The organism is Spirosoma fluviale (genome assembly GCF_900230225.1).
Taxonomy (GTDB): Bacteria; Bacteroidota; Bacteroidia; order Cytophagales; family Spirosomataceae; genus Spirosoma; species Spirosoma fluviale.
The window spans coordinates 1,082,558-1,106,403 of the sequence record NZ_OCNH01000003.1 but is presented as its reverse complement, the minus strand read 5'-3'; the positions used below and the strand labels follow the sequence as shown (position 1 = coordinate 1,106,403).

Genomic DNA, 23,846 nt, shown 5'->3' with positions numbered 1-23,846 from the left:
TTATTCAACGTTTACGGTAAAACCAGTACTCTGGTTTTCGCCCTATTGTTTCAAGTTAAAAACCTTATTCGGAAAACTAATCAACTGCCATGATATAACGAAATGCATCGGCTAATATTCGCTTCCGGAGGCAAATCTTCACCATCTAAGAGGTAGCGGGCAAATTCTTCGGCCAGATACGGAGCCAGTGACACGCCCTTCGTTCCCATACCCCCAAATATGCCCACCGCTGGCTGTGCCGGATGCAGGCCAATAAACGGTCGCCGATCTTTGGTTGACGGGCGAATACCCGCGTGTTGGGCCACAATCTGGTAAGGTACTTTCAAGACAGCGGCCACCTTCGATTCTAAAAATGCACGACCATCCTCCGTTGTTTGCCAGTCGAGGTCATGCCAGCTGTAGGTTGCCCCGATTCGGATAAGGCCGTTTCGAACCGGCAGAATGAACACACCTTGATTAACTATATTCTTAATAGGATAATCATCGACGAGGGCCGTCAGAATCTGTCCTTTCACGGGATTGTACGGAAGCCAGTCAAATAATGGATTCTCGCGCGCCTGAACACCGTCACAGAATATCACTTTATTGATTTTAACCCCCTGCCACTCAACGCCTGAGTTACTGATAGTCAAATCCTTAATTTCGACAGGCAACTCAAAGTATTGATTTTTTCTAACAAAATAACCCTTAATGATTCTAACAAACTCAGTTAAATCCAGCCACCCGGCTTGCGTTACCTCCAGGCCACCAAAGGAATTTTCAATATATGAACTATACGATTGATTGTCAGTGATTTTAGAGACGTACTGACTAATTTCCGGCTCATTTGTCAGGGTCAGATAGTCGGTTTGCTCGGCAACGGAGCGAAAAGGACGGTATATATTTTTGGGATGAAAGAACTGCACGCCAAGCTGTTGCTCAATGTCTGTATAAAATTTATGCAGAAACGGGAATAGCTCATCGGCCTTCCAGGTACGTACCAGTTTGCGACCGGTGAGCGGATTAACCAGCCCAGCCGCTACCGCCGATGCCGACGGGCGTGCAGGGTCGTTGGTCAGCAGTACGGAGCACCCACGCTGGTCCAGTGTCCAGGCCAGTACAGACCCCGCAACCCCCTGCCCTACTATCAGGTAATCTATAGTCATTATACTTTATTCCGATGAAGTTCGGCCAGCCGACGGTCGGCTCGTTCGATAACCCAATCGACCTGTTCTTCGATGGTCATATGCGAAGTATCGAGTAACTCGGCGTCCGGTGCCTGCACCAGCGGGCTTTCGGAACGGGTAGTGTCAATGAGATCGCGCTTTTCGAGGTTTTTGATAATATCTTCCAGATTGACCAGTTCGCCTTTGGCGAGGAGTTCCTGCTGTCGGCGCTGGGCTCGGGTTTGTGTATCGGCCGTCATGAATACTTTCACTTCCGCATCCGGAAATACCTTCGTGCCAATATCCCGGCCATCCATAACGACACCCCGCCGACGGCCCATTTTCTGCTGCTGGGCTACCATAGCCCAACGCACTTCCGGAATGGCACTTACTTCACTTACGATGTTGGAGATGTACATTTTACGAATCTCCTCCTCCACGTTCAGGCCGTTGAGGCAGGTTTCGTTCTTACCCGTGCGGTTGTTGTGATTGAAGGTGATATGGATTTTTTCCAGCGCAGCCGTAACTTCTTTCGTATTGGAGAGCGAAACATGCTCCCGAATAAAAAACAGACTAACGGCCCGGTACATAGCCCCCGTATCAATATACCCATACCCCATTCGGGCAGCTACTTCCTTTGCGGTTGTACTCTTCCCACAGCTGGAATAACCGTCAATTGCGATAACTATCTTCGGCATGAAAAGTTGTCCCGCCGAAGCGGCACTTGTTTTGACAAAATAATCACAAAGATGACCTATAGTCTTGTAAGTTTCTACCGGATCTGGATCGGTCATTTTTGGCTCCTACTAAACTAAGTACCTAACATACACTAAATTAACGCGTTAGCTCTTTATGCTCTGTCCGAAGCATGGAAAAAATATGCTCGTCTAAGTACTGGTTGTTTTTAACAGCCGCTTTTCGATGAATAGCCTCATGCTGATATCCAGCCGATTCGAGTACGCGCATCGATCCTACATTGCCCTCCAGTACACAGGCAAAAATGCGGTTCACCTGAAAATTCTGGAAGATGTAGTTCGTCATGATCGGCAGGGCTTCGGTCATTATGCCCCGTCCCCAATACGATTCGCTGAGCCAGTAGCCAACCTCGGCATTGTACCGGTAAATATCATCTTTTACCGTGAACCCGATATTGCCAACGGCCTGACCATCAATCTCAACAGCCAGGTTATTCGGTTGATGGTATGACTTATTGGAACGCACCCACGCATGGGCATCCCTGGGTGTGTAAGGATAGGGAAAAAAGTCGCGGACATTGTTCCAGATACGGCGGTTACTGGCATGGTAAACCAACGAATCCTCATCGCCATCACGCCAGGGGCGCAATTGGCCAACAGAAAGCGGAAACGTAATCAACGTGGTAGTCAAGGTCAATAGAAGCAGATAGGTAATTACGTCACTAACAACGTATGATTCCAAATGTTAACCCAAATTTATCCCGCTCCTCTCCTATTTCATACTCGCATCAGCGGCATTCGTCGGAAAAAACAAGCCACAGGCTATTGGACATAGTAGTTTTGACTCATCCACGCAGCAACTGAATCGCCGGATCATCATGAAACTCCTCTACTTCCTCAGTGCCTATCTGCTTTTAGAGATGACTGCATCCGCACAAATAACCCTTTCCGGCCGTATTACCGACGCCAAAGGTCATGCCTTACCGGGTGCCAATGTGTTTCTGCGGGGTACCTACGATGGAGCCAATACGGACAGTACGGGCACTTTTCGGTTTACAACAGCCCGAAAGGATACCGCTACCTTATTGGTTTCTTACATTGGCTATGACTCGTACGTCAAAAGAATAAATACCAACACAACAGCCCCATTCACGATCCAGCTCACCGAGTCGGCCAATGAGTTAAACACGGTTGTTATTACCGCCGGGTCGTTTGAAGCCTCCGACGAGAAACGCATGACCATGCTGAAACCGATGGATATTGTGACAACGGCCGGTGCCAACGCTGATATTACGGCCGCCATGAATCTGCTGCCCGGTACACAACGGGTGGGGGAACAAACGGGCCTGTTCGTGCGGGGTGGCTCGGGCGAAGAAGCCAAGGTAGTGATCGACGGCATGATCGTGCAAAATCCGTATTTCAGCTCGATGCCCGATGTACAGTCGCGGGGACGGTTCCAGCCGTTTATGTTCAAGGGCACTTCGTTTAGCACGGGGGGCTACTCGGCACAATACGGACAGGCGCTTTCGTCCGTCCTGCTGCTCAACACGACCGATAAAACGCAAACCGAGGGCGTAAGTCTGAGTCTGAATCTGGCCAATGCAGGCATCAGTTACGACCACGCCACGGAGAAATCCTCTATCTCGGCCACCGGATATTATGGCAATCTGAAACCCCTGTTCGCGCTGGTACACCAGACTGTCGACTGGACACACGTGCCCGAATTTGCCGGTTCATCGCTGACGTACCGGCTGCAACCGTCAAAAACCGGGCTGCTTAAATTCTACGGCATGTATTCGGACAGTAATCTCGGTATGAATTTCATCGACCCATCCAATGAGGCAGGCAAAACAGCTCTGCAACAGCATAACCGCAATTTTTTCACAACCAGCACCTATACAGATAGCTGGGCCGATGGCCGATGGCTGCTCCACTCGGGGCTGTCGTACAGCTACGATACCGATGCTACCACCTACAGTGGTGTTGATTTTGGCCGTTCCAGCGAACAGCTACAGGGTCGGGTTGTGCTGACCCGGTTGTTACCCAGCAATAACTCAATTCTGTTCGGGACTGAAGCGCACGCCATTACGCTAAAGAATGCAGTTCAGGGGATTAATTACTGGCTACATGATAATTACGGGGCGCTATTCGTCGAATCGCAAACGTATCTGGGCCGAAATCTGGCGGTGCAGCTTGGTCTGCGGGCTGAATATTCATCCGTCATAAACCGGTTCAACCTGGCTCCCCGCGTGTCGATGGCCTATAAAACCGGCCTGTACAGCCAGATTTCGCTGGCCTACGGTCAGTTTTACCAGACACCCGATTACCGCTATCTCTACCTGAATACGTCGCTGGATTTTGAACGGGCCGACCACCTGATCCTGAACTACCAGATTATCAAAAACAAACGCACTTTCCGGGTCGAAACCTTCTACAAAAACTACGCACAACTGGTACGGGAGTTTACCGGGCAACCGGGAATGCCGACCCAGTATGATGCCAATCCGTATCGTTTTCCGTGGGGCCGCACCGACAACAGCGGCAATGGCTACGCACAGGGTTTCGATGTGTTCTGGCGCGATCAGAAAACGGTGAAAGGCCTCGACTACTGGATTACGTACAGCTACGTAGACACCAAACGCCTGTTTCAGCAATTTAGGATAGCTGCCACGCCAACGTTCATCTCGAATCATAACGTCAGCCTGATTACAAAACGGTATTTTGAGAAGATCAGCACCAATCTGGCCCTGACGTACACCCTCAGCAGCGGTCGCCCCTACTACAACCCCAACCGAATTGACGAGGGCGACAAGGGCTTCCTGGCCGACCGCACCCCGGTTGTCAACAACCTCAGTTTCTCGGCCAGCCACATTACCCGAATCAAGAAGAATCTGGTGGTCCTTTATGCCTCCGTAGACAATATCTTGGATACCCGGAATGTGTACACCTACCGCTACACATCCGATAACAAGACCCGTTATGCCGTTGGGCCGCAGTCGTACCGAAGTTTCTTTGTTGGCGGTATGATCATGCTCTCGAAGAAAGCGAAAGTCAATGTCAATGAATTATAAATGTCTGGGCCAAGCTCCGGCTTGGCCCTTTAAAAACTATAAAAATGGCCAAGCCGGAGCTTGGCCCAGACAAAAATGAAAACAACCCTTTTTCTCCTTCTCGTCGTTGTGCTGGCAAAAGTCCCCGCCCTGGCGCAGTCTGACCAGTACAAACAGGCCATGAAACAGGCCATTGCCACCATGCAGACCCGAAACGAGCAATCGACCATTGCCGATATGCTGGCCTCGGCCAACCAGTTTGAGCGCATTGCCAGCGCCGAACCCAACCAGTGGCTTCCCCGCTATTACGCAGGTCTCAACTACGTTTATCTGGGGTTTATGGGTAAAGACGAAGCGGCCAAAGACAAGTACCTCGATCAGGCCGATGTGAACCTCAAAGCCGCCGAGGGTATTTCGCCGGACAACGACGAACTGGCCGTTCTGAAAGCGTACATCGCGCAGGCCCGGATGGTGGTTGACCCCATGAACCGCTGGCAGCAATACGGACCCTTATTTCAGGCGGGCATTGATAAAGCGAAGAGTCTGAACGCAAATAATCCGCGCCCCTACGCACTCGAAGGGTCTTCGTTAATGTACACACCCGACCAGTTTGGCGGTGGCCCCACCACTGCCTGCCCGGTACTGAAACAGGCGGTGGAAAAATTCGCTACTTTTAAACCAGCCAGCGACCTGTCGCCCATCTGGGGGCAGAAGCAGATCGAACCCTTAATGGTAAAATGTAAATGACCCGCGAGCAACTCATCGGTACAATTGGCAAAAATGGTAAACGCATCCAGTTGCGGGGTACTGATTTGGCTGCCTTCGACTTTAGCGGTCTCGATTTGACGGGGGCCGACTTAAGTTTTTCTAACCTTGGGAAAGCGAATTTCCGGGGGGCTATCTTACGAAAAGCCAATCTGAGCTTTGCCAACCTGAACGGAGCCAATTTTGCCAATGCCGATCTGTACGAGGCAAACTTCAATTTCAGTTCTCTGGAGAATGTGGATTTAAGCGGGGCCAATGTGGAAGGGGCTTCGTTTAACTTTTCGGGTCGCAGCAGGTATCGGCCAGACGATGCCATGACCAGCCAGGAACCCATCACGCTCACCAATCTCCTGCAAAAACCCGGCTGGGGCGTCTTCATTGGTGCTTTTCTGGGTGCCTTGCTGGTGTACGGCTGTAATGCCATTATCTATTTCTCGAATCTGATTCTGACAGCAAAGGACCCCATTATGGTGGGCCTGTATCAGTTTCTTATTATGCAGAATATGACCGATGGGGCTGTCTGCTTCCTGCTGACATGGGCACTGTTGGGCTGGCTCACCAAACAATTCAAGTTTGCCTGGCAACGTCATCTGGTCATTAGCCTGCTAATACTGCTCAGCTTTTTTGCTATTAATACCATCCTGTTTATGGCATTTGGTGAGCCCTACATCCGCGAATTACAGAAACGGCCCAATGGCATTGAGCCAACAGCGAACTGGTTTATTTATGTCATGGGCGATCTGTTCGTTGCCAATGTTTTGCTGTATGTGCTGCAACAGGGGCGGCAGTTGACCCGAAAACTCTCCGATCAGGAACTTCAGCTCCTGAACATGGAGAAGCTGAAAACCCGTGCGGAACTGGACGCCCTGCAAGCCAAAATCAACCCGCATTTCCTCTATAATGCCCTCAACAGCATTGCCAGTCTGGTGCACGAAAACCCCGATAAGGCGGAAGAAATGACTCTCCTTCTCTCTAAACTCTTCCGGTATTCGACCGGGCGCGATGGCGAGTTGTTTGCCTCCCTCGCCGACGAGCTGGAGATGGTCCAAACCTACCTGAAAGTGGAACAGGTGCGGTTTGGAAACCGGCTTACCTTCAGCGTAGAAATCAGCAATCCGGCACTCAACGAACTACAATTACCGCAGTTTCTGCTACAGCCCATTGTCGAAAATGCGATCAAACACGGCATTGCCAAACGCGCCGATCTGGGTCGGATTGATGTTCGAATTTATGAAAAAAACGATGAGTTGCACCTGTGCGTACACGACAATGGTCCGGCTTTCCCCGACGATATGAGTGGCGGATATGGTTTACGGAGCATTCAGGATAAACTCAAACTGCTGTACGGCGACGATGCCCGCGTTGAACTTCAAAACTGGCCATTGAAGCAGGTACTTGTCTCGATTCAACTGTCTAAAATCAAGAGTGGCCAGGCAGCCACCACACCCGATACTCCCCCCAACCCGTGATGACTTTTCCATTAAAAACGATACTGATCGACGACGAGTCGCTGGCGGTGAGCCGCCTGCGCAGGCTACTGGACAAACACCGCGACAGCATTGCGATCATTGGCGAAGCCGGGAACGGAGCCGAGGGGCTGACGCTTATCGAAAGCCTGCAACCCGATTTGATTTTTCTGGACATCGAAATGCCGTTACTGAATGGCTTCGAAATGTTGTCGCGCCTGACAACCATGCCGATGGTCGTATTTGCCACCGCATTCGATCAGTATGCCATCCGGGCTTTTGAAGAAAATTCGATTGATTACCTGCTGAAACCCATCGAAGCCGAACGACTGGCGCGAACGATCAACAAAATCAGAGCCCTGGTGGAGCGCACGGAGGGGGGCCAACCGGCCAGTAACCCCATGTCGGAGAGCGTGATGCGGCTACTGGCGCAGATGCAGCCGAAGAAGGAAATCTATTCCATTTCGGTAAAAACCGGCGAAAAAATCAAGCTAATCCCCCTCTCCGACATCGCCTACTTTGAAGCAGAAGACAAATACGTGTTTCTGTCCACCATCGACGGCCAGAAATTCCTGACGACCTACACCCTAACGACCCTCAACGAGAAATTACCCGACATTTTTGTCCGCATCAGTCGCTCGGTGATGGTGAACCGGCATAAGATTTCTGAAGTTCACCGCCACTTCGACGGCAAATTCCTGCTGGCCATGAGCGACAAAAAAGGCACCAAGCTCACCTCCGGCAGCACCTACACCGATACCGTTCGGCAATTGCTGGAGCTGTAGTTTAGTTACTGGTTAATGCGTTATTAGTCAAACAGGGCCGCAACGAATAGTGTCTCCATTGGCGAAAGGGGTTATTTTTGCTGGTAAACAATACGCGTATGAGTAAGAAAAACCGAACCGGCATCCTGTATTCGACAGACCCCGACTTTCAATACCAGTCCGATGAGCAACCCGAAGCGGAAACCCTGCCACCCGCCCAACAGAACCTTAAAATCTGGCTCGTTAAAATGGGCGGCAACAAAGTGGTAACGACCGTTCGTGAGTTCATCGGCACCGAGGCCGATCTGGCTGATTTGGGCAAACAGCTAAAATCAGCCTGTGGGGCAGGCGGCTCAACCAAAGACAACGAAATCCTGATCCAGGGCGACCACCGCGACAAAGTACTGGCATGGCTGACAGGTAAGGGCTATAAAGCCAAAAAAGCAGGCGGGTAGAGAGGAGTGTATGATATAGGATGTAGGATGTATTTCTCTTTGGTATTGTACAGTATCTTGTATTAAGTTATACGTTGGCAGTCCTTCATTCAGGATACAACCCTTTTACTCCCGGTTAGAAGACAGAAAATGAAAACTACAACTCATCACGATGAGCGATTTGCAAAAATGACGTTCTCATCGGTATATCCGCTTTATCTTGCGAAAGTTGAGCGAAAAAATAGATCGAAAGAAGAATTGCATCAGGTAATTGAATGGTTAACTGGTTATGATGACAAAACTCTTCAATTTCACATTGATGAAAAGGTGACTTTTGAAAAATTCTTTCAGCATGCTAAAGTAAACCCTAATGCTCATCTCATTACGGGTGTAATATGTGGCTATCGTGTGGAAGAAATCGATAATCCACTAACACAACAAGTAAGATATTTGGACAAGCTCGTTGATGAATTAGCCAAAGGAAAGGCTTTGACTAAAATTTTAAGAAAATAAACAATTCAATAAATTAACCAACAAAAACTATATGGCACTTATCAATCCGCACATCAACTTCAACGGAAATGCTGAAGAAGCATTTACTTTTTACAAATCAGTATTTGGTGGAGAGTTCGCAATGATTATGCGCTTCAAAGATCTATCAGGCCCTGACTTTCTGGTAGCAGAAAATGAAGCAAACAAGATCATGCACATTGCTTTGCCAATTGGCCAAAATATCTTGATGGGCAATGACATTCCCGAAAGTATGGGACGAGTAGATGAAAATGAGAATAGGTCTAAGATATCAATCAGCGCTGAAAGCCGTGAAGAAGCTGACAACTTATTCGGCGAACTTTCAGCAGGTGGAGCTGTTGAAATGCCTATTAGCGACAGTCCCTGGGGTTCTTATTTTGGCATGTTTAGAGATAAATTTGGTATTGAGTGGATGGTGGATTTTGACCCAAAATATAACGGAAAACCATAAACGAAGAACACCCTACCAATACCAACATGAATCCTAAGGTTGATTTTTATTTCAATAAAGCCACAAAATGGCAGAAAGAATTTGGTGTATTGAGAACGCTCGTTCTTGATTGCGGCCTGACCGAAGAGTTGAAGTGGGGTGTTCCCTGTTACACGTTTCCAGCCACCGCAGGCAGGCAGAATAGCAATGTTGTATTAATTCATGGGTTTAAAGAATACTGTGCACTTCTTTTCCATAAAGGTGCTTTGCTGAACGATGCAAACGGTATTTTAATCCAACAAACGGAAAATGTGCAGGCAACCCGTCAGATCCGGTTCACTAACCTCCAGGAAATAGTTGAACTGAAATCTATTCTGAAGGCCTACATTTTTGAAGCCATTGAAGTAGAAAGAGTCGGTTTGAAGGTTGAATTAAAGAAAACAACGGAGTTTAAAATTCCAGACGAATTTCAAATTAAATTAGACGAATCCCCTGCCTTAAAAATTGCTTTTGAGTCATTAACACCGGGGCGACAACGAGCGTATCTTCTACATTTTTCTGCCCCCAAACAAGCCAAAACGCGGGAGGCAAGAGTTGAAAAATACATGCAGGATATTTTAACTGGAAAGGGATTGAATGATTAAGCTTTCAACACAGGACGTTCTATAATACCAGCAAAGCCATTAGGTTAAGCTTATTGTGTTGTATAGCATTGTAAGAACCTGTTTAATCTTTTATTTCGATGCTGATTTTGTCATCCCGACGTAGGAGAGATCTTCGCTAGGAGGACTATTTTTTTGCTCCTACCGAAGATCCCTCCTGCATCGGGATGACAAAAAGTACTCGTTATTCAAGAATTCATGAAAGTTTAAACAGGTTCAGAGTTGTTAGGAACTGACAACACGGTATAATACAGTACAGCACGATAATAAACCCGCAAAAAAAAGTGTATGACATAGTACCAAACGGCCTCCTACATCATACACCATATATCCTACATTATAAATCCTTTACACTACGCCCCCCATCCATTTTTTCAACGGTTTGGAGAAGAGTAGCAGTAACAAGCCAAAAGCCAAACTTGGGTACGCCACGCTTTGAAACAGCGAAGGCATATTCTGTACGTTCTCCTCATCGAAACCACCCGCAAACAGGCCCGCAATCAGGTTACCCAGCGAGGTAGCCACAAACCAGATGCCCATCAACTGGCTGGCATACCGCTTAGGTGATAACTTCGAAAACGCACTTAAGGCTACCGGGCTTAGGCAAAGCTCGCCAAGGGTATGGAACAGATAGGTGAAGGTTAGAAAAATGGGCGAAGTAAGCTCACCTGTCAGGGCAATGCGTGAAGCGACCACCATCACCAAATATCCCAAACCCAGCAAAATCAGGCCAATAGCTAATTTGGCGGGCGTTGGCAAGCTGATATTCCGATTGGCTAGTAGTATCCAGAGACTTGCCAGAATGGGCGAAAAAATAAGAATAAAGGCAGGGTTGAAATTCTGGAACCAGCTCGACGGCAAATGCCAGCCCAGGAAATTAAGGTCGGTGTACCGGTCCGCAAAGATTTGTAAAGATGACCCCTGCTGCTCAAAACCCGCCCAGAACAACGCGCCCGCCAGGAAGAAAACGAACAGAACGGCCACGCGCTTCTTCTCGACAAGATCGAGCCCACCCGCTAAGAGGATATAAAGAAAATAGCTTATGGCAACCAGCGAGATAATGGCCCCCATGCCCTTTGCCAGGCCTTGGGCCGTTGTCAGGTCGATGACATGGGTCAATTGAAGCGTAGCCAGTACCAGCACCAAAAACGCAAGGAAGCCCAATATAGACTTGTTTCCGTTCGACGATTTCACCTCCGACGGATCGGCTTTCTTCGGCTCATTGCCATACTGGCCAAGGTATTTCTGCCCCAGTAACCGGAACGTAACCATGCCCAGCCCCATACCAACGGCAGCGGCTCCAAACCCATAATGCCAGCCCACTTTCTGACCCAGATACCCAACAATCGTAATACCAAGAAACGACCCTAGGTTGATACCCATATAGAAAATCGAAAAAGCAGCATCCTTACGAGCCCCACCTTCCGGATACAACTCCCCAACGATGGTACTAATGTTGGGTTTGAGCAAACCCGTACCCAGTGCTACGACACACAGGCCCGCGTAAAACAGGCCCGTACCCGAAGGAATCGCCAGAATGATGTGGCCAAGCATAATGATCAGTCCGCCGTACCAGATGGACTTACGCTGCCCAATAATATTATCGGCGATCCAGCCGCCGGGTAACGAAAGCAGGTAAACGGATGCGGTGTAAATTCCATAAATAGCAGCCCCTTCCGATTCGTTGAGGCCCATGCCGCCCCGAATGTTGTCGATCAGAAAGAGCAACAGGATAGCCCGCATACCGTAGTAACTAAACCGCTCCCACATCTCGGTGAAAAACAGGACGTAAAGGCCGGTTGGATGGCCTTTTTGGATAACGGTCTTATCAAGAGTAACTTCCATAAAATTAGGTTAAGCAGTCAGTTTGCCGAAGAATATGATCGTTCGCAATTATAAATTGCGATTATTAAGAAAAAAATTAGCTGTAAATATATCTTCGATAGTCGAGACTGCCAAAGATGGAGCGGCTGCTCCTTTTCTGTAAACGTGCGCTAATCATCAATCAGTGTCTTTTGTTGTTTCAGTAAGTTCATGACGCATTCCGGGCAAAGTTCCTTATGTTTAAAGTTGAGTAATAATTTGCCTGCTTCTTGATTTATTTGCCCATGCTACTTCCCTTCGATTTCCAGAAAGAGCCCTATCTTGTTCTTGATTTTTCCGCGACCAACCCGGACCTGCTTTCTGATCCCAATCGGCCTAACGGTCTGGACTTAACCAATACGTCGGCTTTTTCTGACTATGTGTTCGGTAAAATGCAGGCGGCTGGCGTTAAAATTGGCGTGGGCGGCTACAACGAACACCGGGTCATTTACCGCCGGAGTGAACACTTTTCCGCGACCGAAGAGCCCCGTGAGATTCATCTGGGCATTGACTTCTGGGCCGAAGCCGGAACCCCCGTTTTTGCACCAATGGACGGTATCGTTCACAGTTTTCAGGACAACAACAACTTTGGCGATTACGGCCCGACCATTATTCTGGAACATACAGCTAACGCGGCTGGAAAGCCACGCTACTCCCTTTACGGCCACCTTACCCGATCATCCCTGGCCGATTTGTATAAAGGCAAGGCATTTAAAGCCGGTGAGAAACTGGGTGAGATTGGCCCGTATCCCGAAAACGGCGACTGGCCACCTCACCTGCATTTTCAACTCATGACCGACATGCTCGGGCTGAAAGGGGATTTCCCCGGCGTCTGCTCCGTTGCCGACCGGGCCAAGTTTTTGTCAATTTGCCCGAACCCAAACCAGTTGCTGAACATAGCGGGCTTGCCGTGATTTTTTAAATGGATTGACATGTCTGGGCCAAGCTCCAGCTTGGCCGTACAAATAAAAAAAAATTATATAGGGCCAAGCTCCTGCTTGGCCCGAACGTATCGTTGGAGCACTAGTCCTAATTAAAGTAGCAACTAAGCTTCCATACAGACAACATTAAAAAGCAGGCGTATACAAAAATAAACTTTCAATTTATTTTGAAACTACAAAAATAATCATCTACATTTGAGCCATGACATTCGAGGAAGCCAAAGACAAGTTTATTCATACCTGGGGGACGCTGGCCACCCAGTGGGGAATCAATCGCTCGATGGCTCAACTGCATGCGGTACTCCTGATCTCGCCCGAAGCGATGTCGACGGAGGATGTGATGGAACAGCTTCAAATCTCGCGGGGTAATGCCAGTATGAATCTCCGTGATCTGATGGATTGGGGGCTCATTTATAAACAACTCAAACCCGGTGAGCGTCGGGAGTTTTTCATTGCCGAAAAAGACATTTGGAAGGTAGCCCGTCAGGTAGCTAAGGAACGCCGTCGGCGGGAGATCACTCCTGTGGTGGAAGTGCTGGACGAGCTGAAAGCTATTCCGACCGATACACCCGAATCTATTGAATTTCAGCGCGTCATGGCCGGCCTGAGCAACGTCGTTAGCTTTGCCGATAATACGCTCAACGCCGTTATCAAAGCCGAAGAAAACTGGTTGATGGGCCAGTTCCTGAAAGTATTCCGTTGACTTTTTTTTAGTTTATAGTTTCAATTATTTCTGAAAATTCAAAATACACAACCATGAAAAAGCTCATTATTTATGATGAAAGCTGCCCCATGTGTAATCTCTATACAAGGGGAATGGTAGCCAGCGACCATAGCGGTTGCTTAACGCGAACGAGTAGCGGTCAATTGACGCAGGACCTGATTGCAAGGCTTGATCCAAAACGGGTAAGGCACGAAATACCACTCGTTGATCTTGAAGGGGGCGAAACACTGTATGGCGTCGACACCTGGATATATGCCGCTGGCCAGCGCAATAAGCAGTTAGAAGATATCTTGTCGGTAGGTTGGTTCAAGGCGATTCTCCAAACGCTATATGCCTTCATCTCCTATAACCGACGCATTATCATTACATCAGCACCCGGTCGCTGGAATCTCATGGACCTTCAGCCCGATTTTCATGCTGGTTACCGACTGGCTTTCATCGCTGTCGTTTCGGGATTGGTTGGCCTTCTTTTCTCTGGTATCCATTCTTCAATCTGGCCCCCAGCGGCAATAGCATTAATACTGGGTCAGTTAACCATTACCTGCCTGTATCTACTTCGTCAGCGGCCCGACGATTTCGGCCAAATGATGCTGGATTATATCGGCCATTTTGGTATGAGCCTGCTGCTGGGTGGCCTTGTGATTGCCGTTGGCGTAAGCATTGGCTGGACAGCACTGGTCTATACGGGCTACGCCCTCATGATCGGTCAACACTACATCCGCACCTACCGGCTTGGCCTGAATCCGTGGCTGAGTGTGTGCTTTACGATTTTCGTATTTCTGTTAATCTTACCACAATGAAGACGCTTAAAGTTATACTGGCCGGAGGCAGTGGTTTTGTTGGTCAGTTACTAATTGATCACTGGCAGCATGCAGCAGTTGACATTGTCGTTCTTACCAGAAAACCCTACGCAGACCACGACCAAGTTCGATATGTAGTGTGGGATGGTGAAACTCTGGGCGCATGGGTCCAGGAGCTCAACAATGCCGATGTACTTATCAACCTGGCAGGAAAATCGGTAGACTGCCGCTACACAGCTTCCAATAAGGCGCTCATTTTGCGTTCGCGCATAAGTCCCACAACTATATTGGGTACAGCTATTCGTCAGTTGCCAAAGCCCCCTCGTTTATGGATCAACGCTGCCTCAGCCACTATTTACCGACACGCTCCAGATAGACCGATGGACGAATTAACCGGCGATATAGATAATGGGTTGCCGGAGCATGAGTTTTCCGTACAGGTTTGCAAACGTTGGGAAGAAGCATTCTGGACAGCAGAAACACCCGAAACAGTTCGTAAAGTAGCACTACGCATGGCTATTGTACTTGGGCAGAAAGGTGGCGCTTTCCCTTTATTAAAACGCCTGACTCGCTTCGGGCTAGGTGGCAAAATGGGGGATGGTAATCAGTTCATAAGTTGGCTTCACGAACGGGACTTAGGTCGTATTTTCGACTTTATAATCACTAATAACTCTGTTAGCGGTACGCTTAACGCGTCGGCGCCTAACCCCGTTCGTAATCATCAATTTATGGCGTTGCTGCGGCAGTCACTCGCCATTCCGTTCGGTTTACCGGCAAATGAATGGATGCTGGAAGTGGGCGCTGTATTATTGGGAACAGAAACAGAGTTACTCCTTAAAAGTAGAAACGTAGTTCCCAAACGCTTACTTGATGCGGGCTTCATGTTTGACTACACGAACGCGGAAAACGCCATTGATGCGCTAACGACCAAATAGTTACTTCGTCAAAAACGCCACCACCGCTTTGGCAAATTCAGGCGTGCGCATCGCTCCGCCATGATCGCCGGGAACCATGACCAGCCGAGAGCCCGGAATGGCATCGACCAGCGTTTGCGGATCGCCGTTGTCGGTATCCTTATCGCCGTTGACAACCAGTACGGGTACGTTGATTTTCCCTAATTCAGCGCGGCTCGTAACGGGCTGAAACTCCTGCATGCGAGCCAGTGCGACTGTATCTGCACCCGATTTTTTGGCATAATCAACAGCAGCCTGTAACTCAGGATGGCTGCCGGGTTTAATCAGGGCTTCATGGAAGTTTTTGCGTCGGTACCAGTTCGGATCTGAAAAATCGACGCTGATGCCGCCCATCACTGCTTTATGTACCTGCTTGTCCATCGTTAGCAACTTAGCCGCCAGGATCGCCCCGCGCGAGTAGCCCACCACATCGTAGTTTTTCAGACCGAGGTGCTGCATTAACGCGATTACGTCCTTCAGTTCGGCGTTATCGCGGTAGGCTTCGGCCGTGTGTGGCTTGTCGGACAGGCCATTCCCCCGCAGATCGAGCATGACTACTTTGAAACCGGCATCGGCCAGCGCCTGCCGAACCTCGGCCCGCTTCCAGCTTTCGCTAGTTGAAATAAAGCCGTGAAGTAACACAACGGGTTTGCCGGTACCGAGAATGTCGTAGTGAATTTTGGTGCCATCGAACGATGTAAAAAGAGGTTCACGGGTCGTCTGCGCCTGAACAAGACCGGAAAATAATAGTCCGGCAACTAAGAAAAAGTACTTCATACAGTATGTATAGCTACAGCATAGGCTTAGTAGTCAAATAAGTCTAACCTTTAGGCAATCTACCGGGTTATAGGAAATTACAATAAACCACTCAACGACAATGGCAACGCTGATAAACACCCATCTGGCCGAAGACACTGAGGTAATTGGTTCTCGTATCGGCCGTATCGACCCCGACAACTTCCGAAATCAACGCACTGATGATATAGATGCCGACCATCAGGATGAAGAAGAAACCGATCTGTTCGACGAACCCGTTGATGCCGAAGGTGACCCCACCGGTGAGCATGACCATCATCAGGATGACAACTATGCGCTGGGTGGCCACGTAACCCGTTCAGGCAGTGTTTAATCATAAAAAATAATCGTCAATTTAATCATTCACCTTCACATACTAACCACATGAGCGGTAACGAGAACAAAGATTATACACCTGCCGATGACGAAAATCAGGGTGTTATGACCAAATTGATGCAGGGCGAAGCATCCGGAGGTGGTGTTGCCCAGGCAGATTACATGAACCCCGTCACCAATCAGGGCCCCGAGCCGGAAAAAGCGGAGGTCAATGATTCGGACGACGAGTCGATCGGTATAAATGATGACTTACTGGCGGAGGAAGATGTTGAAAATGGTATTATAGACGAGGAAGATGACGAATAATCAATTGGCGCAACTCGTCATCCGCATCGGCCTGGGTATTAACATGCTCATGCACGGCCTTGTTCGTTTGCCTAAGCTCGGCACATTTGTGGCAAAAACTGAAGTTGGTTTTGCCAACACTATTTTGCCTGTCCTACTAACCCGGTTCTTTTTGTTTACGCTTCCCTTTCTCGAACTGGCCACAGGCATACTCATTTTACTGGGTGGTCAGTTCACCAGATGGGGGTATTTCATTGGTGGCCTCATCATTGCAGCTCTTTTAGTAGGTACAACCCTGAAAGAAGACTGGGCTACGGCTGGCACCCAAATGATCTATGTAATAGCCTTTTATCTTGGGTTGCGTGGGCTGGACCCTTACAGTCGCGGTCGTTTTCGCTAGTTTTTCACGTCAGCTTTACAACGGTTAAGAATTCGGATGAGTCTGTACATCAAACAAACCGAGTTATTCAATGAAATCAACGTTGTTATTAATGTCCGTTTTAACGGCTAGCGTACTCACATTCACCGCATGCACAGACGAGTCTGTACCGGCCACACCGGGCCTCCCCTACCAGTCTTCGTTTCAACGCGATGCAGACGGCTGGGTTGCGGGACTTACCGACTATGGAACGGCGCAGGACAGTATTATGGAGTTCAAATCGGCCTGGAAAGGACTCCCGGCTCCGCTGGATACCACCCGCAAGTCGATCATGGTCGAAAGCATGAACCGCAGCGATGATGCCTTCATGTTCATTAAAAAGAAAGTGACAGGCCTAACGCCAAACACCGACTATTCACTGATCTTCGACGTCGAATTGGCTTCGCAGTATCCAAGCAATTCTATTGGAATCGGCGGCTCGCCCGGAGGCAGTGTTTTCCTTAAAGTAGGTGCTTCACCCGTTGAGCCGACCAAGGTCTTAAAAGATGGTTTTTATACCATCAATATTGACAAAGGAGAACAGAACAACGATGGGAAAGACGCCATCCGAATAGGCGACATCGGCACGGGCGATTCCGACGAAGTGTATAAGCTTATCACCCGTTCCAATCAGACTACTCCGTTCAAAACGCGGACAAACGCCCAGGGCGAACTCTGGCTGATTGTGGGCACAGATTCCGGTTTTGAAGGACTGACAACGCTGTATTACAGCAAGATCAGCGTTACGCCTAAAACGACGAAGTAAGTCATAGCGTACTTTACGCGAGAAGGCCGCTCTTCAATGAAGAGCGGCCTTCTCGCGTAAAGTCGTAATCGGTTTAGCGCAATCCGGGCAACTAATTAGCCAAACGTGCCAAATCCATCTACAGATGAACCCGTTTTTAAGGTCAATGTCTTTACATTTCCCAATGATTTAAGTCGGGGTGTTTTATATACTTTTTTGGGTGCCAAGCGCCCTTTATTACTCGTCTTTGCCGTCATGAGTTCGATAAGATTTGTGTGGTAATTGCAGTGATATCAACAGATTGACAAGGTTATGCCTATTCGACGACGATCCGGTACTGCCGTCTCTGGCTCCGTTCATCAACTGTGAGCAGATACACCCCCGCCGATAACTTCTCCGTAGCGCGAATTAGTAAGTTCCCCGACTGTACCCCTTGTTTCTGAAAGGCTACCGCACGGCCGTCTACCCTGTTGAAACGAATGGCCGCCGTTTCCGGCTCATCCAGCCGAAGGGTAAACAGACCCTCATTGATGACCGGGTTTGGGGATACACCATAGGCATCGTCCCGGAGCACCACCGCCACGGCCGGGTACGTGGTAGCTTTGCCATTCAGATCGGTTTGCGTTAGCCGGTAATAACTGGTACCCCGGTAAGGTGTCTGATCGACAAAATGATAGGTTTTTAGGGCCTTACTTTCCGACGATAGTTCGCTCACTTCACCCACGGTTTCAAAGCGGAGTAGATCTTTGCTGCGTTCAATCCGGAAGCCTTTATTGCTGGTTTCGAAGGAAGTTACCCAGTCAAGCGCCACCGTGGCATTGGCCTCTGCTTTGGCTGTAAAGGAAACCAGGCTAACGGGCAAGGGATTACCGTTGGCTACGGCGATTCCGGCCAGCGTAAACTGACTCGGCGTAAATAGCAGGCTGGCGGTCTTGCTCGTTCGATTGACGGCGTAAATTCTAGGGAGATTGTTCCGAGTATTGGCAACCAGAACACGACTATTGGGAAAATCAACGGCCAATTCACCCGGAACATCCACAAAACCAGTAGCCACCGATTCATCAGCGGTACCGTTCAGATTGATGCGCCTTAGCTCATCCGTATTTGTACTAAATGAACCGTCGGTGACCGCATAATAGAGTTTCCCGGCTTTAATATCCACACTAATACCAGTTGCAGGCTCATTGGCGGTAAGGGTAACAATCGTAGTAGCCGATGCTGGAGCCTCCAAATTTACGGCTACGATTTTGGGGGCTGTTGCCCGAAGATCAGATATAAACAAGCGATTACTTTGTACATCCAGAGAGATAGCCCCTGGTGCATTCACATACCCCGTACCTACCAATACATCGTTAGTGCCATCCAGCTTAATTCGATGCAATTCATCGACACTGGTTGAGGGAGTGTTATCTGACAAAAGATAATACAGGTAATCACGCGTAGCGTCAAGGGCTATACCACTTACTAAGCTGGTAGAGGACACGAGGGTAGTGCTGGCACCAGATCCCAGATTAATCTTAAATATCTTAGGCGTTACCGTTGATCTTGCTTCCGTTACATAAGCAAACCCGTTAGCATCGTCAAGGACGATAGACTTGGGCAAATCGGCAAAGTTGGTAGCTACCTGTGTATCCCCTGTACCATTAGTATTAATCTTTCTTAATTCATCCGTCCGGGTTGCCGAATTGTTGTCACTCAATAAATAATAAATCTGAGCCTGTCCCGGCAGTGCCATGGCCAATAGGAGCCATACCAGGATGCCAGTATGCCAGATTCTGGCTGAGCAACTGCCTATTGGCGTACGTAATAGACGAGATAGACGGGAGGGTTGATGTGATAGATAATGGTGTTTCATAAGAAGCTGATTTCAGCGGTAAGTTTATAAAAAGAAAGTGTCTTAGATGTCATCATCCCTGAACTACCTACATAACATCGGCTAATTAGGCAACGTCTTGTGGTAAGGTGTTGCCAGTTCAGGCCAAACGCTCTACAGATAGTTCAGAGAAAAAGCATTCCTATGGACGACTGGGGTAAATTCCTTCCAGGGCTATGCAGTAATTTATAGCAATCACAGGCTGCATAACAGAAACGGGTGCATTGTTACCAGCCATTCCGATGGCCTGTGCACTGGCGGTACTGTTGATGGAAGACCCATACGCATTGACTGCGGATTCACTACCGTCTATAACTACTGCTGATACTTTCCCGGCAGGTGAGTTACTGCTTCCTGGCTCAGTTGATACCCCCAACGTGTGGTTATGGGCAGGCATTTGGCTTTGCAACAGCGTAACGTTCTCTGTCCCGATCATTTCGCCTATGTCATAAAAGCTTAAGCCCGGCCCCTGACCGAAATGAATGGGCGCACGTCCCTGTAAGTTAGGTAACGCGAACGTAGTAGTACCATTACCACCATACGTAGTACCCAGAAGTGAAAAAAGGGCTTGATATTGAGCAATGGGCAATAATTGCCCGTTGCAGAAAGCCCAGCCTTTGGGGGCAAAATTGAATCCGAACGCCTGAATTTGACCAATGTAAGGTTCCATAAAGAAAGTTGAAAAATAGGAATGAGTGAGAATAAAAGAGATACACATTTCCCCTTTCAGATTAAGCTGAAAATTCACTTAACCACCTAAAAAGACACTTTAAACAACAGCTAGAACGTAATCGAACAGGCACTTTTGATGAAAATGTCGCTTGCCATTAAAGGTTCACCATGCATACATGAGTACCCCATAGCAAGCAAATTCATCAACGTAGCAAAAAGTGTTGAAAGAGAACTAATGCAATGTAAGAAACTGATTTTAATAAATTATACATTAATTACTCTATCAATACTACTATAGCTTTACATATTTATATAAACAACATCACTATAGTGTACCTATAAAGCCATAAAATACACCATTACTAAGAATAGTATATTTAAATTCATCATAGGGAAACCTTATAACAAAAATAGTCTATCAAAAAAAAGTACATTTTACTATGAAACTCAATAAGTTGGCGATCAATGGTAAACGATCAGATTATCCCAAAGGCTAATTAACCAACTTGATATACACGCAGCACCTTAGAAAACCCTCAATCGCCTATACATACAAGTAGATAGACTATCCAAGTTGACTACCGGAAATAGCCGAAAGTTTCCGATATTTGTACAACCTGCCCGGAACGTACCCACCTGGCAGATTGTTAAAAATATGTTGCCGTGGTGCAAAAACCACGCAATTAACCGAGACTATGAGCAAGGACGCGGATATTTTAGAAAGCATAACTAACTCCGAATATAAGTACGGATTCGAGACACTGATTGAGGCCGACGAGGCCCCTATGGGGCTTGATGAAAGCACGATCCGTTTCATCTCTGCCAAAAAGAACGAACCCGACTGGCTGCTGGAGAATCGCCTGAAGGCATTCCGGATGTGGCAGGAAATGACCGAGCCAAAATGGCCCAATGTTTTCTATCCCAAAATAGACTATCAGGCTATTAAGTACTACTCTGCCCCGAAGCAGAAAAAAACGGTTAACTCGCTCGACGAAATCGATCCTGAACTGTTGGATACCTTCAACCGGCTCGGTATTTCACTCGTTGAACAAAAGCGGTTGGCCGGTGTCGTTGATTCTTCCGGGTTAGACGCAGCTCCGGGCGACCGTCCGCGGGTAGCCGTCGATGCCGTTATGGACTCCGTGTCTGTAGCCACCACCTTCAAGAAAGACCTCGCCGAACGTGGCATCATCTTCTGCTCTATTTCGGAAGCTGTTCATGAGCATCCCGAATTAGTGAAGAAATACATGGGTTCCGTAGTACCCGCCAAAGACAACTACTTTGCCGCCCTGAATGCAGCCGTTTTCACCGACGGTTCGTTCTGCTATATTCCCAAAGGCGTTCGCTGCCCAATGGAACTGTCGACTTACTTCCGCATCAACGCAGCTGGTACCGGCCAGTTTGAACGGACGCTCATCATCGCCGACGAAGGCTCCTATGTGAGCTACCTGGAAGGTTGTACAGCCCCCATGCGTGATGAGAACCAGCTTCACGCAGCCGTGGTCGAACTAATTGCCATGGGTAACGCCGAAATCAAATATTCGACGGTACAGAACTGGTATCCCGGCGATAAGGACGGTAAAGGCGGTATTTATAACTTCGTAACCAAGCGCGGTATCTGCGATGGCCCGAATGCCAAAATCTCCTGGACACAGGTAGAAACCGGTTCTGCCATCACCTGGAAATATCCGTCGGTTATTCTGAAAGGCGATAACTCCATCGGAGAGTTTTATTCGGTAGCCGTTACCAATAACATGCAGCAGGCCGATACGGGTACCAAGATGATCCACATTGGTAAAAACACCAAGAGCCGGATTGTATCGAAAGGTATTTCGGCGGGCAAGAGCCAGAACTCTTACCGGGGATTGGTGCAGGTGATGAAACGCGCAGAAAATGCCCGTAACTATTCGCAATGTGATTCGCTGTTGCTGGGCGACAAATGCGGTGCCCATACCTTCCCCTATCTGGAAGTGAGCAACCCATCGGCCACTGTTGAGCACGAAGCAACGACCTCGAAAATTGGTGAAGATCAGTTGTTCTACTGCAACCAGCGCGGTATTCCTACCGAACAGGCCGTTGCGCTGATCATTAACGGCTACGCCAAGGAAGTGCTGAACCAACTCCCAATGGAGTTTGCGGTCGAAGCGCAAAAGCTGCTGGCCATCAGTCTGGAAGGCAGCGTTGGTTAACCCGCGACATCCTTATTTTATCTATATTGAAGCCCCTCCGGAAACGTAGGGGCTTTTTTTAATAAATTACCCCATGAAAAAATTCGAATATCTGGTTTTAGACGTTGCCCCCGCAGGTTTCTGGAGCAATAAAATCGATACGCAGGAATTAACGGACAAACTGAACCAACTGGGTAGAGAGGGTTGGGAATTAACATCCATGGTCGACTTGAACCAGCATCAGGGGGCGACAAAAGGGTTATTAGTTACGCTAAAGCGGGAGTTAACCAATTGATATAGAAGTAACTTATGAAATTAGCCATCATACGTAGAAAATAGATCGAGTGGGCTTTTGGCTGCATAACCACAAACGATCATGCTTAAAACGGCCTACCTGAACGAATTACACTTTACGACTACACAGCAAAAAGGCAGTAGCGGGCCTGACGTTCGTCGGGTTCAGGAGTGGCTTTGCCTAAATGCGCTCCGATACCCAACTGCCGCCCTAACCACGTCACTCGATGGCGAGTTTGGCCCGGCCACGAAACTGGCGGTGCAGAATTTTCAGGCCGTCCTTAAGCTACCTAAAACCGGAATTGTTACACCCGACTTATTCACAAAGCTAAGCGCCCCGCTGGCAACAGGCTTTCAGGCCAGACCAGCAAGTAAAGACATTCGAAAGGCCATTGTGCAACTGGGACAAACGCACCTGAAACAACGCTCGGCGGAATTACAATGCGCTGATGGTCAGAATCTAGGTCCCTGGGTTCGCAGTTATTGTGATGGGCTGGATGGCTCCCTGTTTAAGTGGTGCGCAGGGTTTGTTCAGTCTATTCTGGACCAGGCCGCTTCCAGCGCCGGTCGGCCGTTCACGGATATAATGCCAAGAACCCTAAGTTGTGATACGCTGGCTTTAAGTGGCCAGGCAACCGGACGGCTTATTCGCAGTGAAGCGGTGCGAAAGAACCCGCAGCGTGTTCGCCCCGGCGATGTCTTTCTGCTCCGTACCTCCACTCCGGCCGACGACTGGTATCATACGGGCCTCATTACGGCCATTTCGGACGATGTGGTCGAAACAATCGAGGGAAACACCGACCTCAAAGGGGGCAGCAACGGAACCGCCGTTTTCTCCAGGGTGCGCAACTTCCGCAAAACAACCCTTGATGTTTTTACAATTGACGGCTTATAAAACTTACTCTGTCTGAACGCAGTTTTCCTGCCTTTGGAAACGGTAACGATACATGGTTTTTTGGTGTTCGTAGTTATGAGTCGAAGGGGCTGAATAACATAGGTAAATTATAAAAGCGTCCTTGTTATCGAGCCCGGATTTT

Annotated in this window: 26 protein-coding genes; 19 read left to right on the top strand and 7 right to left on the bottom strand. The window is 48.5% G+C overall.

Annotated features, from left to right (window positions below):
- Positions 1-80: 80 nt before the first annotated feature.
- From CRO74_RS20605 to CRO74_RS20595, 3 genes are all read right to left on the bottom strand, one after another.
- Complete coding sequence (locus tag CRO74_RS20605; RefSeq protein WP_097128403.1) at positions 81-1,145, bottom strand: NAD(P)/FAD-dependent oxidoreductase; 1,065 nt, start codon at positions 1,143-1,145, stop codon at positions 81-83.
- Positions 1,145-1,843, bottom strand: a complete 699-nt coding sequence (gene cmk / locus CRO74_RS20600; protein WP_097128718.1) for a (d)CMP kinase — start codon at positions 1,841-1,843, stop codon at positions 1,145-1,147. The genes CRO74_RS20605 and cmk overlap by 1 nt, the downstream gene beginning before the upstream one ends.
- 136 nt (positions 1,844-1,979) lie before the next feature.
- Complete coding sequence (locus tag CRO74_RS20595) at positions 1,980-2,582, bottom strand: GNAT family N-acetyltransferase (protein ID WP_394341896.1); 603 nt, start codon at positions 2,580-2,582, stop codon at positions 1,980-1,982.
- Positions 2,583-2,718: 136 nt separating this feature from the next.
- On the opposite strand from CRO74_RS20595, the gene CRO74_RS20590 reads away from it, so the two are divergent.
- From CRO74_RS20590 to CRO74_RS20555, 8 genes are all read left to right on the top strand, one after another.
- Positions 2,719-4,911 carry a TonB-dependent receptor gene (locus CRO74_RS20590; protein WP_097128401.1) on the top strand — a complete coding sequence of 731 codons (2,193 nt, stop codon included), beginning with the start codon at positions 2,719-2,721 and terminating at the stop codon, positions 4,909-4,911.
- Between the two features lie 75 nt (positions 4,912-4,986).
- Positions 4,987-5,637, top strand: coding sequence for a hypothetical protein (locus CRO74_RS20585; protein WP_097128399.1), 651 nt, complete (start codon positions 4,987-4,989; stop codon positions 5,635-5,637).
- Complete coding sequence (locus CRO74_RS20580) at positions 5,634-7,124, top strand: histidine kinase (protein WP_097128397.1); 1,491 nt, start codon at positions 5,634-5,636, stop codon at positions 7,122-7,124. Before CRO74_RS20585 ends, CRO74_RS20580 begins: the two co-directional genes overlap by 4 nt.
- The gene (locus tag CRO74_RS20575; protein ID WP_097128395.1) at positions 7,124-7,906 is read left to right on the top strand and encodes a LytR/AlgR family response regulator transcription factor; all 783 of its coding nucleotides are present in this window, start codon (positions 7,124-7,126) and stop codon (positions 7,904-7,906) included. The genes CRO74_RS20580 and CRO74_RS20575 overlap by 1 nt, the downstream gene beginning before the upstream one ends.
- Before the next feature lie 98 nt (positions 7,907-8,004).
- Positions 8,005-8,340, top strand: a complete 336-nt coding sequence (locus CRO74_RS20570) for a translation initiation factor (protein ID WP_097128394.1) — start codon at positions 8,005-8,007, stop codon at positions 8,338-8,340.
- Positions 8,341-8,469: 129 nt separating this feature from the next.
- Entirely contained in the window at positions 8,470-8,832 is a 363-nt protein-coding gene (locus CRO74_RS20565) for a DUF2200 domain-containing protein (protein WP_097128392.1), read from the top strand.
- Between the two features lie 31 nt (positions 8,833-8,863).
- On the top strand, positions 8,864-9,301 hold the full coding sequence (locus CRO74_RS20560) for a VOC family protein (protein ID WP_097128390.1): 438 nt from the start codon (positions 8,864-8,866) through the stop codon (positions 9,299-9,301).
- A 26-nt stretch (positions 9,302-9,327) separates the two neighbouring features.
- On the top strand, positions 9,328-9,924 hold the full coding sequence (locus tag CRO74_RS20555; protein WP_097128388.1) for a YdeI/OmpD-associated family protein: 597 nt from the start codon (positions 9,328-9,330) through the stop codon (positions 9,922-9,924).
- Between the two features lie 366 nt (positions 9,925-10,290).
- Here CRO74_RS20555 and CRO74_RS20550 read toward each other — a convergent pair whose 3' ends face one another.
- Positions 10,291-11,787, bottom strand: a complete 1,497-nt coding sequence (locus CRO74_RS20550) for a peptide MFS transporter (protein ID WP_097128386.1) — start codon at positions 11,785-11,787, stop codon at positions 10,291-10,293.
- 263 nt (positions 11,788-12,050) lie between these two features.
- Between CRO74_RS20550 and CRO74_RS20545 the strand changes: the two genes are divergently transcribed.
- From CRO74_RS20545 to CRO74_RS20530, 4 genes are all read left to right on the top strand, one after another.
- Positions 12,051-12,719: a peptidoglycan DD-metalloendopeptidase family protein gene (locus CRO74_RS20545; protein ID WP_097128715.1), complete on the top strand. Its 669-nt coding sequence runs from the start codon at positions 12,051-12,053 to the stop codon at positions 12,717-12,719.
- A 229-nt stretch (positions 12,720-12,948) separates the two neighbouring features.
- Positions 12,949-13,449 (top strand): GbsR/MarR family transcriptional regulator, encoded by a 501-nt coding sequence (locus tag CRO74_RS20540; protein ID WP_097128385.1) that lies wholly within the window; start codon positions 12,949-12,951, stop codon positions 13,447-13,449.
- A 53-nt stretch (positions 13,450-13,502) separates the two neighbouring features.
- On the top strand, positions 13,503-14,270 hold the full coding sequence (locus CRO74_RS20535; protein WP_097128383.1) for a thiol-disulfide oxidoreductase DCC family protein: 768 nt from the start codon (positions 13,503-13,505) through the stop codon (positions 14,268-14,270).
- A complete protein-coding gene (locus CRO74_RS20530) occupies positions 14,267-15,205 on the top strand; it encodes a TIGR01777 family oxidoreductase (RefSeq protein WP_097128381.1) in 939 nt (312 codons plus the stop codon). Before CRO74_RS20535 ends, CRO74_RS20530 begins: the two co-directional genes overlap by 4 nt.
- On the opposite strand, the gene CRO74_RS20525 is transcribed toward CRO74_RS20530, so the two are convergent.
- Positions 15,206-16,000: an alpha/beta fold hydrolase gene (locus CRO74_RS20525; RefSeq protein WP_097128379.1), complete on the bottom strand. Its 795-nt coding sequence runs from the start codon at positions 15,998-16,000 to the stop codon at positions 15,206-15,208.
- Between the two features lie 100 nt (positions 16,001-16,100).
- Here CRO74_RS20525 and CRO74_RS20520 point away from each other — a divergent pair, with 100 nt between their 5' ends.
- The 4 genes from CRO74_RS20520 to CRO74_RS20505 all read left to right on the top strand — a co-directional run bounded on the left by CRO74_RS20520 (position 16,101) and on the right by CRO74_RS20505 (position 17,823).
- Positions 16,101-16,352, top strand: coding sequence for a hypothetical protein (locus CRO74_RS20520; protein WP_097128377.1), 252 nt, complete (start codon positions 16,101-16,103; stop codon positions 16,350-16,352).
- A gap of 50 nt (positions 16,353-16,402) precedes the next feature.
- Positions 16,403-16,660, top strand: a complete 258-nt coding sequence (locus CRO74_RS20515; RefSeq protein ID WP_097128375.1) for a hypothetical protein — start codon at positions 16,403-16,405, stop codon at positions 16,658-16,660.
- Positions 16,650-17,039: a DoxX family protein gene (locus CRO74_RS20510; protein ID WP_097128373.1), complete on the top strand. Its 390-nt coding sequence runs from the start codon at positions 16,650-16,652 to the stop codon at positions 17,037-17,039. Before CRO74_RS20515 ends, CRO74_RS20510 begins: the two co-directional genes overlap by 11 nt.
- A 70-nt stretch (positions 17,040-17,109) precedes the next feature.
- Entirely contained in the window at positions 17,110-17,823 is a 714-nt protein-coding gene (locus tag CRO74_RS20505; protein ID WP_097128371.1) for a hypothetical protein, read from the top strand.
- Positions 17,824-18,118: 295 nt separating this feature from the next.
- Here CRO74_RS20505 and CRO74_RS20500 read toward each other — a convergent pair whose 3' ends face one another.
- Both CRO74_RS20500 and CRO74_RS20495 read right to left on the bottom strand, forming a co-directional pair.
- The gene (locus CRO74_RS20500) at positions 18,119-19,537 is read right to left on the bottom strand and encodes a hypothetical protein (RefSeq protein ID WP_097128369.1); all 1,419 of its coding nucleotides are present in this window, start codon (positions 19,535-19,537) and stop codon (positions 18,119-18,121) included.
- Positions 19,538-19,817: 280 nt separating this feature from the next.
- Entirely contained in the window at positions 19,818-20,345 is a 528-nt protein-coding gene (locus CRO74_RS20495) for a phage tail protein (protein ID WP_097128367.1), read from the bottom strand.
- A gap of 697 nt (positions 20,346-21,042) precedes the next feature.
- Here CRO74_RS20495 and sufB point away from each other — a divergent pair.
- The 3 genes from sufB to CRO74_RS20480 all read left to right on the top strand — a co-directional run bounded on the left by sufB (position 21,043) and on the right by CRO74_RS20480 (position 23,704).
- Positions 21,043-22,536 carry a Fe-S cluster assembly protein SufB gene (gene sufB, locus CRO74_RS20490; protein ID WP_097128366.1) on the top strand — a complete coding sequence of 498 codons (1,494 nt, stop codon included), beginning with the start codon at positions 21,043-21,045 and terminating at the stop codon, positions 22,534-22,536.
- Between the two features lie 73 nt (positions 22,537-22,609).
- Entirely contained in the window at positions 22,610-22,810 is a 201-nt protein-coding gene (locus CRO74_RS20485) for a DUF4177 domain-containing protein (RefSeq protein ID WP_097128364.1), read from the top strand.
- Positions 22,811-22,891: 81 nt separating this feature from the next.
- Positions 22,892-23,704 carry a peptidoglycan-binding protein gene (locus CRO74_RS20480; RefSeq protein ID WP_097128362.1) on the top strand — a complete coding sequence of 271 codons (813 nt, stop codon included), beginning with the start codon at positions 22,892-22,894 and terminating at the stop codon, positions 23,702-23,704.
- The last annotated feature ends 142 nt before the right edge of the window (positions 23,705-23,846 follow it).